The 13,724-nt window shown below is 68.4% G+C and carries 13 protein-coding genes; 8 read left to right on the top strand and 5 right to left on the bottom strand.

Translation table 11 applies throughout. The features are described 5' to 3' along the window. The first annotated feature begins 6 nt into the window (after positions 1-6). Positions 7-1,299 carry a putative lipid II flippase FtsW gene (ftsW, locus tag AC3ANP_RS07110; RefSeq protein WP_488332626.1) on the top strand — a complete coding sequence of 431 codons (1,293 nt, stop codon included), beginning with the start codon at positions 7-9 and terminating at the stop codon, positions 1,297-1,299. Here ftsW and AC3ANP_RS07105 read toward each other — a convergent pair. After that, positions 1,256-2,149 (bottom strand): LysR family transcriptional regulator, encoded by an 894-nt coding sequence (locus tag AC3ANP_RS07105; RefSeq protein ID WP_488332625.1) that lies wholly within the window; start codon positions 2,147-2,149, stop codon positions 1,256-1,258. The genes ftsW and AC3ANP_RS07105 overlap by 44 nt on opposite strands. Before the next feature lie 83 nt (positions 2,150-2,232). Here AC3ANP_RS07105 and AC3ANP_RS07100 point away from each other — a divergent pair, with 83 nt between their 5' ends. Beyond that, positions 2,233-3,513, top strand: a complete 1,281-nt coding sequence (locus AC3ANP_RS07100; protein ID WP_488332624.1) for an MFS transporter — start codon at positions 2,233-2,235, stop codon at positions 3,511-3,513. Positions 3,514-3,535: 22 nt separating this feature from the next. After that, complete coding sequence (locus AC3ANP_RS07095) at positions 3,536-4,174, top strand: hypothetical protein (RefSeq protein ID WP_488332623.1); 639 nt, start codon at positions 3,536-3,538, stop codon at positions 4,172-4,174. Between the two features lie 96 nt (positions 4,175-4,270). Here the strand turns inward: AC3ANP_RS07095 and AC3ANP_RS07090 are convergent, their stop codons facing one another. From AC3ANP_RS07090 to AC3ANP_RS07080, 3 genes are all read right to left on the bottom strand, one after another. Continuing rightward, a complete protein-coding gene (locus AC3ANP_RS07090; protein ID WP_488332622.1) occupies positions 4,271-5,050 on the bottom strand; it encodes a hypothetical protein in 780 nt (259 codons plus the stop codon). After that, positions 5,050-5,370: a PadR family transcriptional regulator gene (locus AC3ANP_RS07085; RefSeq protein WP_488332621.1), complete on the bottom strand. Its 321-nt coding sequence runs from the start codon at positions 5,368-5,370 to the stop codon at positions 5,050-5,052. The genes AC3ANP_RS07090 and AC3ANP_RS07085 overlap by 1 nt, the downstream gene beginning before the upstream one ends. An 82-nt stretch (positions 5,371-5,452) precedes the next feature. Continuing rightward, the gene (locus AC3ANP_RS07080) at positions 5,453-6,121 is read right to left on the bottom strand and encodes a polysaccharide deacetylase family protein (RefSeq protein WP_488332620.1); all 669 of its coding nucleotides are present in this window, start codon (positions 6,119-6,121) and stop codon (positions 5,453-5,455) included. Between the two features lie 694 nt (positions 6,122-6,815). On the opposite strand from AC3ANP_RS07080, the gene AC3ANP_RS07075 reads away from it, so the two are divergent. After that, complete coding sequence (locus AC3ANP_RS07075) at positions 6,816-7,844, top strand: isopenicillin N synthase family dioxygenase (protein WP_488332619.1); 1,029 nt, start codon at positions 6,816-6,818, stop codon at positions 7,842-7,844. 78 nt (positions 7,845-7,922) lie between these two features. Here the strand turns inward: AC3ANP_RS07075 and AC3ANP_RS07070 are convergent, their stop codons facing one another. After that, positions 7,923-8,345: a CoA-binding protein gene (locus AC3ANP_RS07070; RefSeq protein WP_488332618.1), complete on the bottom strand. Its 423-nt coding sequence runs from the start codon at positions 8,343-8,345 to the stop codon at positions 7,923-7,925. Between the two features lie 383 nt (positions 8,346-8,728). Here AC3ANP_RS07070 and AC3ANP_RS07065 point away from each other — a divergent pair, with 383 nt between their 5' ends. The 4 genes from AC3ANP_RS07065 (at position 8,729) to acs (ending at position 13,716) form a co-directional block, all read left to right on the top strand. Further along, entirely contained in the window at positions 8,729-9,619 is an 891-nt protein-coding gene (locus tag AC3ANP_RS07065) for an ABC transporter ATP-binding protein (protein WP_488332617.1), read from the top strand. Positions 9,620-9,716: 97 nt separating this feature from the next. Further along, positions 9,717-10,772, top strand: a complete 1,056-nt coding sequence (locus AC3ANP_RS07060) for an aliphatic sulfonate ABC transporter substrate-binding protein (protein ID WP_488332616.1) — start codon at positions 9,717-9,719, stop codon at positions 10,770-10,772. After that, entirely contained in the window at positions 10,772-11,683 is a 912-nt protein-coding gene (locus tag AC3ANP_RS07055) for an ABC transporter permease (protein ID WP_488332615.1), read from the top strand. The genes AC3ANP_RS07060 and AC3ANP_RS07055 overlap by 1 nt, the downstream gene beginning before the upstream one ends. Then, on the top strand, positions 11,674-13,716 hold the full coding sequence (gene acs / locus AC3ANP_RS07050) for an acetate--CoA ligase (protein ID WP_488332614.1): 2,043 nt from the start codon (positions 11,674-11,676) through the stop codon (positions 13,714-13,716). Before AC3ANP_RS07055 ends, acs begins: the two co-directional genes overlap by 10 nt. Positions 13,717-13,724 lie beyond the last annotated feature (8 nt).

Raw genomic sequence — 13,724 nt, 5'->3', positions numbered from 1 at the left:
GAAGAGATGACCACAACCACGAAGAAACCGCTGCGGCGCCGGAACCTTCCCCGGCGATCACCGGGCCGTACCTGGAATTGGCTGACGGACCAATCCGCCGGCCGGCAGCGGCCCGTCATCCTGGCCGTCGTTCTGACGCTCGCAGCGGTCGGCCTGGTCGAAGTCGCTTCCGCCTCGTCGGTCGAGTCCGTTGCCTCCGGGGTCAATCCCTATGACCTTCCCCTGAAACAGGGAATGTGGACCATCGCTGGCATTCTCATCATGTTGATGCTGGAAAGGCTGCCGGTCATTTACATTCGGAAACTGGCGTGGCCCATGCTCATCGCCGCCGTCGTGTCCCTGGGCCTCGTCTTCACGCCCCTGGGCCTCACCGTCAACGGCAACCGAAACTGGCTGTACGTGGCCGGGTTCACCGCTCAACCCTCGGAGTTCGCCAAACTCGCGTTCATCGTCTGGGCCGCTTCCGTGCTGTCCCGTAAGGAGAAATTACTGGGCCAGTGGAAGCACGCGGTCATCCCTTTGCTGCCGGTGGGAGCGGTCATTGTGGGCCTCGTGGCCCTGGGCCACGATCTGGGCACCGCCATGATCCTCATGCTCATCCTTGCGGCCACCATGTTCTACGGCGGCGTATCGATGAAGGTCTTTGGGGTCGCGGCCGCCACGTCTGCCGTAGCTGCAGTCGTGCTGGCGGCGACCAGCGGCAACCGCATGGGCAGGATATCCTCCTGGCTTGGCGCGGCCTCCGAGGAAGATTCCCAAGGACTCGGTTACCAAGCCTTGAACGGTACGTACGCGTTGGCTTCCGGGGGCTGGTTCGGTGTTGGTCTGGGGCAGAGCCGCCAGAAGTGGAACTGGATCCCCGAAGCCCACAACGACTTCATCTTCACTGTTCTGGGCGAGGAACTCGGCCTCGCCGGCACCCTGATGGTTCTCGGCCTGTTCGCCGTCCTGGCCGTCGCCGTCGTCAAGTCGATCCCCCGGGCCGAGGATACTTTCGCCCGCGTCCTCTCCTGCAGTGTCCTGACATGGATCATCGGACAGGCCATCATCAACATCGCCATGGTCAGTGGCTTGCTGCCGGTCATCGGTGTTCCGCTGCCGTTCATCTCTTATGGCGGCTCCGCCATGGTCTCCTCCTTGGCAGGCATCGGCATGATCCTAGCCCTCACCCGCAGCAGCGGGAAAGCCGAAAAAGCCGGGATGCCGCGGGACGGGCTTGACAAAGGCGCCGCCCGGGGGCGGCCAAGGATGCAAGCTATTTCCGGCGAGCCCCGGTTGGGTGGCGGCATTCGCCGATGACGACCTGTTCGGCGGCCGTGGGCTGACGGCCGGCGGAGCGGGCCAGTTGGATGCGCCATACGAGCGGCGTGTGGATCGCCCGGATGCCCGCGCCCTGGCCGTGCTGCAGTGCCGACTCGGGCAGGAAGGCAACCCCCAGACCCTCCCGGATCAGCTCGATGGCCATGGTGAAGGACACCACTTCGGTGTGGATCGTGCGGCTTAGCCCCGATGCGGCGAAGGCGGCGTCCACTGTGGTGCGGTTGCCCCAGCCCTCGGGAAAGTCAATGAAGGACTCCTCGGCGATCTCGGCCAGACTCACGCGTTTCCGGCCGGCCAGGGGGTGGGATTCCGGGCAGGCAAAGACGATTCCTTCGGTGTGCAGGGGGTACAGCTCGAGGCCGGAGGCAGCCTCTTCGGGCACGGACACCAGGGCCAGGTCCAGCGCTCCGGACCGGACATCGGCCAGGCTGGTCCGGGTTCCCTGGACGGTCTGGCGCAGCTTGATGACGATGCCCGGATAGTCGCGCCGGACCGTCCGGAGGATTTGCAGCACGTCGATGGAACCGGCATGGGCCAGGGTGCCCAGGGCCACCGTCCCGCGCACCGTCCCGCGGACGGCGTCGACGGCGTCCCGCGCGGCCAGCACGTCGGCCAGGATGGCACGGGCGCGGGGGAGGAAGGCCTCCCCCGCGGGCGTAAGGCGGATACTGCGGCCCTGGCGGATGAACAGGTCAGCGCCCAGCTCGCGTTCGAGCTGGCGGATCCCCGCAGACACGGCGGACTGGACAATATTGACCCGCTGGGCTCCCCGGGTAAAGCTCAGCGCCTCGGCCACCGCGATGAAGTACTCAACCTGAAAAAGCTGCATGAACGTTATTATCGCCGATGACGATGGTAATTAGCGTCAATAAACGTTGGACGCGATGTAAAACGGGAGCCAATACTGAAGCAATGACGCAGACTTCAACCTCCCCCTCCCTCCGTGCCGATTCATCCCGCCAGGCGCACCGGCGCCGGCATGGACGCGGGTTCTGGATCGTCACGTTCGTCTTCATGATCACCATGGCGTTCGCCGCCGCGCCGGCACCGCTGTACGTGCTCTACCAGCAGCGGGGTGGGTTCAGTGCCTTCACCATCACCGTCATCTTCGCCGCCTACGCCGTGGGTGTGGTGGTGAGCCTGTTCCTGGCCGGGCACATTTCGGACAGGTTCGGGCGCCGCCGGGTGATCGCCCCGGCCGTGCTGCTCAACGTCGTCGCGGCGCTGATCTTCCTGGTCTGGCCGGACCTGCCCGGCCTGGTGCTGGCCCGGTTCATTTCCGGTCTCGGCATCGGCATGTTAACAGCAACGGCCACCGCCCATATGACCGAACTGCACAGTGCGGCACGCCCCGGCGCCGGGTCCCGGCGCGCGGAGGTCATCTCCACCGCCGCCAATATCGGCGGACTGGGCCTGGGCCCGCTCGTCACCGGCTTCCTCGCCGAGTACGTGCCGATGCCGCTCTACACTCCGTACGTGGTGTTCGCGTTCCTGCTGCTCGCCGGGCTGTTGCTGATCGTGACCGTCCCCGAGACCGTCAACAACGTCGACGAAACCTGGGTCTACCGGCCGCAGCGCGTCGTCGTCCCCCGCGCCGCACGCGGACAGTATGTGGCGGCGGCCATGATGGCCTTCGTCGGCTTCGCCATGTTCGGCTTCTTCACCTCCCTGGCGCCCTCCTTCGTGGCCAAGCAGCTGGGCATCACCTCGCACGTGGTGGCCGGCGCCGTCGCCTTCGTGGTCTTTGCCTCCTCGGCGGCGTTCCAGGTCCTGTCCTCCCGCTGGGCTCGGACCACGCAGTTCGTCGTCGGCCTGGTCCTGCTGGGCTCCGGTCTGGTTCTGGTCACCGTGTCCATTGCCGCCTCGTCGTTGCCGCTGCTGGTCGCCGGCGGAATCGTTGCCGGGTCCGGGGTAGGTGTGACGTTCAAGTCTGCGATCGGCACCGTCATCTCCGTCTCCGCCCCGGAGACCCGCGGCGAGGCGCTGGCAGGACTGTTCCTGGTCGGCTACGTGGGCATGGCCCTGCCGGTTGTGCTGCTGGGGCTGGTCCTGCAAACTGTGGCGCTCGTTTCGGCCGTGGTGATGTTCGGCCTGGTCATGCTGGCACTGATCGTCACCACTGCCCTGACACTGGCGCGCACTTGCGGCCGGGACCGGTCCCTGCCGGCCGGTTCGCCCGTATCCTCAAAGTAGCGATCCAAAGGAGAACGAAATCATGGCTGACTGGCAGGACACCCTCCCCCTCTGGGCCGCCGCCTGGGCCGCCGTGCGCGGGCAAACCTCAGCACCGAAGGACTCCGGAGTGATCACCGCGGCGGCGGTGGAACACGCCCATCCGGAGTACATCCTCGGCTGGCCCGGCGCCGGCGCGGACCGTGCGGCGGAGACCGTCCGGCAGCACCCCGGAGCGGTCCTAACGCTGGTCACCGGCGAGCCCGGCGCTGCCCTGAGCTACGCCGCCACCCAGGGCCTGACTCCCGTGGGCGACGCCGTGTTGCTCACCGCCCCCACGGACGTGCTGAACTCTGCGCCCGAACTGCCCGAGAACGCCGAACTTGCCCAGGCACCCCTGGAGCTTTACGACCTCGTGGAAGTATCCGTTTTCGACCATCCGGTCGCCAGCGGCCGCATCAGGATCGAGGACGGTCTGGCCTTCATCGGCAATCTGAAGACCGAAGCGCCGGGCCCCGGGAAGGGATACGAATCGGCAGTTCTGGCGGCGCTTGCCGACGAGGCCTACGTGCACGGCGCGGACACCCTGTACACGGTCCTCGACCCGCAGCAGGTGGGAAGCTACACGGCCACCGGATGGGCAGTGGCGGCCCATATCGTCAGCCTCACTGCACCCGAGTGAGCGTGGCGTCCTGCCGGACACCCGCGCACGCGGCTAGCCCGAGATGAGGACCCAATTGAGAGGGTTTGCGCCCAGATAGGCCGTCAATGGGCGGTGTTATGAACCGGGCCTTACGCGCATCCGGCGCAGGGCGGCTGCAGCGAAGACGACGGCGAGGGGCAGGGCGACGACGACGGCGCTCAGCCCCGCGCCTGTGCCGGACCAGCCCTGGACGGCAGCGTTGAGGGCCTGGAAGCCAGCCCCTGCGGCGGCGAGCAGGAAGGCCACGGCCGCGAGCGCGGGTGCGAGGCCCGGCGGCAGCGCGGCTTCACGGGGCAGGAGCCGCCACACGAGCAGGAGAACCAGGCCCAGCATCCCAAGGACCACGCGGTATTCCACCACCTCACCCCAATGATGCTCGGCGGCGGCCCGGGCACAGTCCAGACCAGGGTAAGGGGCCTGGAGCACCGCGCACCTGGCGGCCGTGTAGGCGACGCCGGGCAGGTCGCCGGCAACGAAACCCGCACCCCAGATCCGGCCGAACAACTCCGATATGGCGCCGCTCACGCCGACGGCGATCGCGCCGACCGCCGCGAGGCCAACCACGGGGCGCACGAAGGCACGCAACGGAAGCCGGGCGACGTCGCGAAGTGACGGACGCAGGACCTGCGTCACCGTGCCCACCGGGCCGAAGCGGCGGACGGCCTCGCGCTCCGCGTCACCGGCGTCGAGGCCCTGGCCGCGGAGCCGGGCGGCGCATTCGCGCAGGTGCGTCTCGGTCTCGGCGAGGAGCCGTCGCGCGGCGGTGGGATCGCCGTCGTGCGCGGCCACGAAAAGTTCGTCCAGATACGCGTCGATGGGACCCTTTTCGGTGCCGGCACCATTCTCTGCGCTCATCACGTCGTCCCTAGAACGCCCTGCACGGCCACGGAAAAGCCTTTCCATTCCTCCGCCCTGCGGGCCAGCTCGGAGCGCCCGGCCTTGGTGAGCGCATAGACGCGCCGGCGGCCACCGGCGACATCCGCCCAGCGACTGGCGACGCAGCCTGCCGCCTCGAGTTTGTGCAGCGCGGGGTATACCGAGCCCTCCTGGAGCTCGAGGCGGGCGCCGCTGCGCTCGTGAATACGTGCGATGAGTGCGTAGCCGTGTGCCTCGCCCGCACTGAGCGAGCCAACAAGCAGGAGGTCAAGCTGTCCGTGCGCCGAACTTCGTCCCACACCTAGATAGTCTAAGTAGCCGGGGTCCGGGCGGCTAGGGCAAGCGCTGGAATCCCCGCGCGAAGGAGGACAACCGGCCGGGTCAGGCCACGCCCAGGAAGTCCTCCAGCAGCACCACTTCCAGCCCGGCGGCAAGCTGGGCGGCCCGGAAGGCCGCCAGGTCGGCGGCGAACTCGGGCCGGAAGTGCATCAGCACAATGTCGCCGGGGCGCAGGGCGTTGCCGTACTGGTAGTCCATGCGGCCGGCGTTGGCCTTGGCTTCCCAGGTGACCACCGCTTTCAGGCCGGCGGCCGCCACGGCCTGCCGCATAGTCGTGGAGTAGGCGCCTCCGGGCGGCCTGAACAGGGTGGGACGGCGGCCAAACTGCTGCTGGGCGTAGTCCTGCATGCCGGTGATTTCGTTGAGCTGCTGCTGGTAGCCGAGTTGGCTGACCATGTTGATGTTGTGGCTGACCGTGTGGTTCTCCACCAGGCTGCCCTGGGCGGCGAACTGCTTGAAGAAGTCCGGCGCGTCCTGGACGAAGTTGCGGGTCAGGAAAATCGACGCCGGGTAGTCGTAGTCCGCCATCAGCCGCACCATCTCGGGTGTCTTCGTGACGCCGTCGTCGATGGTCAGGAACACGACCGGGTGCTTTGTCACAATCCGCGTGAGCACCGGGGCCAGTCCGTTCTGCACGGGAGGCAGCTTGAAGTCCGGCGTGTAGCGGGCCCGGCCGCGGCGGGTGGGGTTGCCCTCGGGGAGCTCCGGCACCTGCTGGCTCCGCGACCGGACGGCATGCGCAGGTGGGGCGGGCACCGCCGTGGCTGCCCCTGGCCCGCCCGCCGGCGTTCCCTGCGGCACGGCCGGCCCCGGCGCCGTCCCAGGCGCCGTCCCAACCGGCGACGACGCCGGGCTGACCGGATTTGCGCACGCCCCCAGCAGCCCCGCCAGCGAGGCGCCCAGAAACCCCAGTGCGGCCCTGCGCGGCAGCGGTGTCGGAAGCGGTGTCTGATGCGGTTTGGGGTGGTGCTCACACATGTTCGGTCCCAGGTTTGAGAAAGTGGCCACGCGCAGATTAGCAGAACAACAAGGCCACCCGGCGACGGTCCGTCTAGGGGGCGGTGCGGATGTCGCCAGTGATGCGCAGCCCTTCGGGTGTTCTCCCGTTCACCTCGACGTCCCCCACGATCCTGTCCGCATAATGGCGGGGCTATGCGTGGACACCGCGTTCAGCAGCACATTCCAGACCGCTCCGTGGCGGCGCTCCCGAAGATTGTCCCTGCCACCACCCACGGGTTGCTGCGGCGTCACAGAGCCAGATCTCTCAGCCGCTCGGGATGGTTACCCGACGAATCTTGCACGGGCGCACCCCGTCTGGGAAGCCCCCCGTCACATGCCGTAAAGCAACGAAACCCGGCTCAACACGGCCTCCCCCCGGCCGCCGGGGCGGTGCTAGCCTGCGAATATGTCACACCAACCGGCGACCATTCCCGTTCTGGATCTGAGCACCGCGCGCCTTCCCGACGGTTCCTTCAGTCCGGAATTTATCGACCAGCTGCGGAACGCTGCACACAACGTTGGATTTTTCCAAATCACCGGCTACGGCGCCGCGCCGGGGCAGGCCGAGGAGCTGCTGGGCTTGCTCCGGCGATTCTTCGGGCTCCCGCTTGAGGAGCGGATGAAACTGGACAACCGGCTCTCCCGGCATTTCCGCGGCTACACCCGGATGGGGACCGAAATCACCCAGGGCAGGGCCGATGCGCGGGAGCAGATTGATTACTCGCCCGAACGCGAACCCGTCAACGACTACCCCGCGGACCAGCCGTACTGGCTGCTGCAGGGCCCCAACCTCTGGCCGGACCAGGCCATGCCGGAGCTCAGGCCGGCCGCGATGAACTGGGCAGAGCTGATGTCCGGCGTCGGGATGGAACTGCTCCGCGGCATCGCGGTTTCCATCGGCTTGCCGGAGGACCACTTCGACGCCCCGTTCGGCGACGAGCCGGCCTGGATGGGCAAGCTGGTGCACTACGTCGGCGGGGTGGTGGAAGCCGCCGGTGACCAGGGCGTCGGATCACACGCCGACTACGGCTTTGTCACCCTCCTGCTTCAGGACGAAGTGGGCGGCCTTGAGGTGCTGCCGCCGGGGACGACCGAGTGGGCCACCGTGCAGCCGATCCCGGGAGCGTTGGTGGTAAACCTCGGCGAGATGCTGGAGGTCGCCACCGAGGGTTACCTCGCCGCGACCATTCACCGGGTCAAGGCGCCGCCGCCGGGCGTGGACCGCTATTCCGTGCCGTTCTTCTGGTCGCCGCGGCTGGATGCGGTGATTGACCCGGTGCCGCTGCCGCCCGAGCTGAAGGCGCAGGCGCGCGGGCTTTCGGATGATCCCAGCAACCCGATGCTGGCCTCCTTCGGGCTGAACATGCTCAAGGGCAGGATGCGGGCGCACCCGGACGTGACCGAGCGTCACTACCCGCAGCTCGCCCGGAGCTAAGCACGGCGGCAGCGGCCGGCCGGAGCAGGGTCAGAGGCCGGTCTGATCGGCGGCGTGTCTGGTCAGAGGCCGGTCCGGTCAGAGGCCGAGGCGGGGCGCTTCGCGCGCCGGGCAGGCATTCATGACGACATCCAGGCCGGCGGCCTTGGCCCGCTCCGCCGCTGCCTCATCAATCACGCCCAACTGCAGCCAGACCGCTTTCGCGCCGGCCGCTATCGCCTGATCCACGACGTCCCCCACCCGCTGAGAGTTGACGAAGCAATCCACGACGTCGAGCGGCCGCTCCGCCGGGATGTCCGCCAACCGTGCATACCCCTGCTCGCCGTGGACCGGATCGCCGGGAAGATTCACCGGAATGATTTCCATGCCCAGCAGGTCACGGATGAACAGCGACGTGTCATAGGCGGCGCGCCACTCGTTGGTGCTCAGGCCCACAATCGCCCACCTGCCCCTGCTGCGCAGAAGCCGTTCGATGACTGCCGGATCGTTCACGTGGTTCATCTGCCCAGCCTACGTCCACCGGCCGGGGCGCGGGCCCGCGCACCGGGGAGGCCTGCGGCTGGCGCGGCGGGGAGGCCGGCGACCGACTGGCGGCCCCGTGGCCGCGCCGAACTATTGACCGGCAACCCCCGCCGGAAAGCCAGGTGTCCGAATATTACGCGGCAAACTTGAGCGAAACCGGCATTTCCGTTTTAGTGGGTAGTGACCATCCCGAGCGGCCGAGAGACCTGGATCAATGAAGCCGCAGCAACCCTGGTCGTCGGAACTCCGCCCGGGAGTCCGCCGATATCAAGGCAACGAGCCACGGGAACGGCCGGACTGACCACCCGGACCGGAGGCTCGGTTCCGTAGGGTGCTACTGCCAGGACCGATGGAGTGCTCCTATGACTGCTGTCCTGTCCCCCTTCTCCACTGCCGCGTCCACGGACTCCGCCGCCGGCAGGGCCACCGCCTCTTCCGCCCTTCCGGTGGCCTTCCGCGGCCTGCGCCGATCCTTTGGCTCCGGCGCCGACGCCCACACCGTCCTGCGCGACGTCGACTTTGACGTCCGCGCCGGCGAAGTCCTGGCGATCCTCGGTGCGTCCGGCTGCGGAAAGTCGACCCTGCTGCGCGCTGCCGCCGGCCTCGATGCCCCGAGCGCCGGAAGCGTGGCGATTGACGGCGTAGCTGTCCAGGGCGTGGACCCGCGTTGCGCCTTCGCTTTCCAGGAGCCGCGGCTGCTGCCGTGGCACACCTTGCAGGCCAACATCGCGATCGGACTGCCCACCGGAGCGAGCGCCCGGGAGGGCAAGGCCAAGGTGGCCCGGCTCCTCGAACTGGTGGGTCTGCAGGACTTCGCCAAGCACCGGCCGCGCGAGGTCTCCGGCGGCATGGCCCAGCGCGCTTCGCTGGCCCGCGCCCTGGCCCGCAACCCGGGCGTCCTGCTGCTCGACGAACCTTTCGGCGCGCTGGACGCCCTGACCCGGATCAAGATGCAGGACCTGCTCCTGGAGGTGCACCGGGCCGAACCCACCACCGTCCTGCTGGTGACCCACGACGTCGACGAGGCGCTGCAACTGGCCGACCGCATCATCGTCCTCGGCCAGGACGCGGACCAGCCCGCAGCGGAACCGGCCGGACCCGCCGCCGCCACCGCCGCCGGCGCCGAAACCGCCGGCGCCACCATCGTGCGCACCGTCGTGGTTCCGGGCGACCGGCCCCGGGACCGGGCGTCCGCCGAACTCGCCCGAATGCGGGCCTCGCTCCTGGCGAGCCTCGGCGTCGGCGGCCACTAAGCGCCGCTGCCGCCGCCCTCCGGACGTTGCCGCAACCACCGCGCCCGCAGTCCGCCCTACCTTCTTTTACCTCCGTACCGTGTTCAAAGGAACTTCCATGGCTCTCGCCCGCACCAACTCCCGCCCCGCAACCCGCCGCTCCGTCCTCACCGCCGTGGCCGTGGCCGCCGCCCTCACGCTCACCGGCTGCGTCGCGGGCGAGGGCTCAGGCGGACAGCCGGCCGCGAGCGGTGCCGCGGCCGGCGGCACCCTGAACATCGACTTCGCCACCTACAACCCGCTGAGCCTCGTGATCAAGAAAAAGGGCTGGCTCGAGGCGTCGCTGAAGGACCAGGGCGTCACCGTCAAATGGGTCCAGTCCGCCGGCTCCAACAAGGCCAACGAGGCCCTGCGGTCCGGTGCCATCGACATCGGGTCCACGGCCGGTTCGGCGGCACTCCTGGCCAAGGCCAACGGTTCCCCGATCAAGACCATCGACATCTACTCCCAGCCCGAATGGGCGGCCCTGGTCACCAAGGCCGGTTCCGGCATCAACACCGTGGCGGACCTCAAGGGCAAGTCGGTGGCCGCGACGAAGGGCACCGACCCGTACTTCTTCCTGCTCCAGTCGCTGACCGAGGCCGGGCTGTCGGCCAAGGACGTCACCGTGCAGAACCTGCAGCACGCGGACGGCCGCACCGCACTGGAGAACGGCTCGGTGGAGGCCTGGTCCGGGCTGGACCCGATCATGGCCGGGGCTGAGCAGAAGGGCGCCAAGCTCTTCTACCGGAACCTCTCGTTCAACACCTACGGTTTCCTGAACGCCACGGAATCCTTTCTGAAGGACAAGCCGAAGCAGGCGCAGGCAGTCGTCAACGCCTATGAGAAGGCCCGCGCCTGGGCTGCGGCCAACCCGGCGGAGACCGCGCAGATCCTCGCCGACGCCGCCGGGCTGGACCTCGCGGTTGCGAAGACCGTGGTCTTGGAGCGCAGCAACCTCAACGTCAACCCTGCGCCGGGCGAAGCGCAGCGCAAGGTCCTCGCGAAGATCGGTCCGACCTTCGTGGAGACCGGCGACGTCCAGACGCAGAAGCAGATCGACGACGCCGTCGCCTCCCTTCTCGATGACTCGCTGGTGAAGAAGGCGGACGCCTCCGCCATCAAGGATTCCTGATGGCGCACCTCGGAAATCCTTACCTCACCGGCAACAATGTTGCGGACGGGCGCGCTGCAGCCGTCCCCGCAACTCCGGCAGACGCCGCCCAGCCGAACTCCCCCGTCAAGGGCGGAGCCGGCTCTCCGGCGAACGGATGGTCCCCCGCCGGGATCCTGGCCCACGGCTGGGCGCGTCTGCTCTTTGGATTGATCATTCCGGCGGCGGTGCTGGCCGTCTGGCAGCTGTCCACGGCCGCCGGGTTGTTCAGCGTGGTGCAGCTTCCCCCGCCGGCCATGGTGCTGGAGGCGGGCCTGGACCTGCTCCAACGCGGTCAACTCGGGCTGCACATCGCGATTTCCACCCAGCGCGTGCTGATCGGCTTCGCCGCCGGCGCCGCCTTGGGGCTGGCGCTTGGATCCTTGGTGGGCCTGTCCCGGTTCGCTGACGCGCTGCTCGCCCCCACCATCGGCGCCCTCCGCGCGGTGCCGTCCCTGGCGTGGGTTCCACTGCTGATTCTGTGGATGAAGATCGGCGAGGACTCGAAGGTCACGCTGATCCTGATCGGCGCGTTCTTCCCGGTGTTCACCACCGTTTCACTGGCGTTGCGCCACGTGGACCGGAACCTGGTCGAAGCCGCCCGCGCCTTCGGCCTCAAGGGCGTCAAGCTGCTGACCACGGTCCAGCTCCCGGCGGTGGTGCCGGCGGTCTTTTCCGGGCTCCGGCTGGCGCTGGCCCAGGCCTGGCTCTTCCTGGTGGCGGCCGAACTCATCGCCTCCTCGATGGGGCTCGGCTTCCTGCTGACCGATTCCCAGAACAACGGCCGCACCGACCGGCTCCTGCTGGCCATCGTGCTGCTCGCCGTGATCGGCAAAATCACTGACGCCCTGCTGGGCCTGGCCGAGAAATGGGCGGTAAAACGATGGGCGTAACACTGACGGACCCGGCCGTGCGGATTCCGCAGACAGAAGCCGAGCGCATCGCGTTCTGGGAACAGGCAGCGCTCCGCCTGGACTGGGCCGAGCATCCCGGCAGCAGTTCCGGGGCAGGCAACACCGGCAAGCCGTGGCACACCGCCTACCGCCGCGTCCCGGCCGACGTCGACGCCGGCACGGGCCCGCAGATCAGCTGGTTCGAGGGCGGCAAACTGAATGTTGCCTACAACTGCGTTGACCGCCATGTAGCGGCGGGACGCGGGAACAGGGTCGCCCTGCACTTTGAGGGCGAACCGGGCGACCGCCGCACCATCACCTACGCAGACCTGCAGCGCGAGGTCTCCAAGGCAGCCAACGCCCTGCTCGGCCTCGGCATTGGCAAGGGCGACCGGGTGGTCATCTACCTGCCGGTGATCCCCGAAACGGTCATCATCACGCTGGCGGTGGCGAGGATCGGCGCCATCCACTCCCTCGTGTTCGGCGGCTTCTCCGCGGAGGCACTCAGGTTCCGGGTCGAGGACACCGGCGCCAAGCTGCTTGTGACCACGGACGGCCAGTTCCGCCGCGGCGTAGCAGTCCCGGTCAAGGGCAACGCGGACGCCGCCGTCGCCGGGGACAACGCCGTCGAGCATGTGCTGGTGGTGAACCGCACCACCCCGGCCGGGGAGCTGGGCACCGTGCCGATGACCGCCGGCCGAGATGTGTGGTGGCACGACGCCGTCGGGCAGGCGTCCGCCGTCCACCAACCGGAGGCGTTCGACGCCGAGACACCGCTGTTCATCATGTACACCTCCGGCACCACCGGCAAGCCCAAGGGCCTGGTGCACACGTCCGGCGGGTACCTGACGCAGGCTTCGTGGAGTTTCGAGCACCTCTTCAGCAACCCGGACCCGGCCCTCCGGGACCAGGACGTCCACTGGTGCACGGCCGACCTGGCCTGGGTCACCGCGCACACCTACGAGCTGTACGGACCGCTCTCCAACGGCGCCACCCAGGTGATCTTCGAGGGCACCCCCAACACCCCGCACCCGGGCCGGCACTTCGAAATCATCGAACGCTACCGGGTCACGCAGTACTACACCGCGCCCACCCTGGTCCGCTCGCTGATGGGCTGGTTCCCGGACGGCGTCCCGGACCGCTACGACCTTTCCTCCATCCGCCTGCTCGGCACCGTCGGCGAGGCCGTCAACCCGGAGGCGTGGCGCTGGTTCCGCGACAACGTCGGCGCCGGCACCGCCCCCGTGGTGGACACCTGGTGGCAGTCCGAAACCGGCGCCACCATCCTGTCCCCCGCCCCGACCGACACCGAGTTCAAGCCCGGCTGCGCGGCCCGGCCGCTGCCCGGCGTCGGCACCCGGATCGTGGACGAGGCCGGCAACACCGTTCCGCCCGGCGTCCAGGGTTTCATCGTGGTGGACTCCCCCGGCCCGGCCATCGCCCGGACCGTCTGGGGCAACCCGCGGCGGTACTTCGATTCGTACTGGCGGCAATACGCGGCCCAGGGCTGGTTCCTCGCCGGCGACGGGGCAAAGTACGACGACGACGGCGACATCTGGATCCTCGGCCGGGTCGATGACACCCTCAACGTCTCCGGCCACCTGCTCTCGACGATCGAAATCGAGTCCGCCCTGGTCTCGCATCCGGACGTGGTGGAGGCCGGCGTCTGCCCCGTCGCGGACCCCAAGACCGGGCACGCCATCGTCGCGTTCGTGGTCCTTCGCGAATCGGCAGTAATTCCCTCCCGCCGCTTAGACACACTCGCTCGTTCCTCGCTCGCGCGATGCGCGGCTACGGAGGAAATTACCGCCGATTTGCGGGCTTGGGTCGCCGACAAGATCGGGCCGATTGCTAAGCCGCGCGACGTCGTCGTCGTTCCTGATGTGCCGAAGACGCGCAGCGGCAAGATCATGCGACGGCTGCTGACCCAGCTGTTCGAAGGAACCGAACTCGGGGACACCACCTCGCTCCAGAACGAACCATCCATCGCGGACATCCAGGATGTCCTGCGGTCCCGAAACACCCAGAAGTAAGGAACACT

The sequence above is a fragment of the Arthrobacter sp. JB02-1C genome, from assembly GCF_057748045.1.
Note: the sequence above shows the minus strand (reverse complement) of the source record. Positions and strands in the feature narration are given on the sequence as shown.

Bases quoted from the DNA above. Each gene is read 5' to 3' on its own strand.
- AC3ANP_RS07100 (WP_488332624.1), top strand. From the start codon at position 2,233: ATGACGCAGACTTCAACCTCCCCCTCCCTCCGTGCCGATTCATCCCGC.
- AC3ANP_RS07095 (WP_488332623.1), top strand. From the start codon at position 3,536: ATGGCTGACTGGCAGGACACCCTCCCCCTCTGGGCCGCCGCCTGGGCC.
- AC3ANP_RS07105 (WP_488332625.1), bottom strand. From the start codon at position 2,149: ATGCAGCTTTTTCAGGTTGAGTACTTCATCGCGGTGGCCGAGGCGCTG.
- AC3ANP_RS07060 (WP_488332616.1), top strand. From the start codon at position 9,717: ATGGCTCTCGCCCGCACCAACTCCCGCCCCGCAACCCGCCGCTCCGTC.
- acs (WP_488332614.1), top strand. From the start codon at position 11,674: ATGGGCGTAACACTGACGGACCCGGCCGTGCGGATTCCGCAGACAGAA.
- AC3ANP_RS07075 (WP_488332619.1), top strand. From the start codon at position 6,816: ATGTCACACCAACCGGCGACCATTCCCGTTCTGGATCTGAGCACCGCG.
- AC3ANP_RS07070 (WP_488332618.1), bottom strand. From the start codon at position 8,345: ATGAACCACGTGAACGATCCGGCAGTCATCGAACGGCTTCTGCGCAGC.
- ftsW (WP_488332626.1), top strand. From the start codon at position 7: ATGACCACAACCACGAAGAAACCGCTGCGGCGCCGGAACCTTCCCCGG.
- AC3ANP_RS07090 (WP_488332622.1), bottom strand. From the start codon at position 5,050: ATGAGCGCAGAGAATGGTGCCGGCACCGAAAAGGGTCCCATCGACGCG.
- AC3ANP_RS07055 (WP_488332615.1), top strand. From the start codon at position 10,772: ATGGCGCACCTCGGAAATCCTTACCTCACCGGCAACAATGTTGCGGAC.
- AC3ANP_RS07065 (WP_488332617.1), top strand. From the start codon at position 8,729: ATGACTGCTGTCCTGTCCCCCTTCTCCACTGCCGCGTCCACGGACTCC.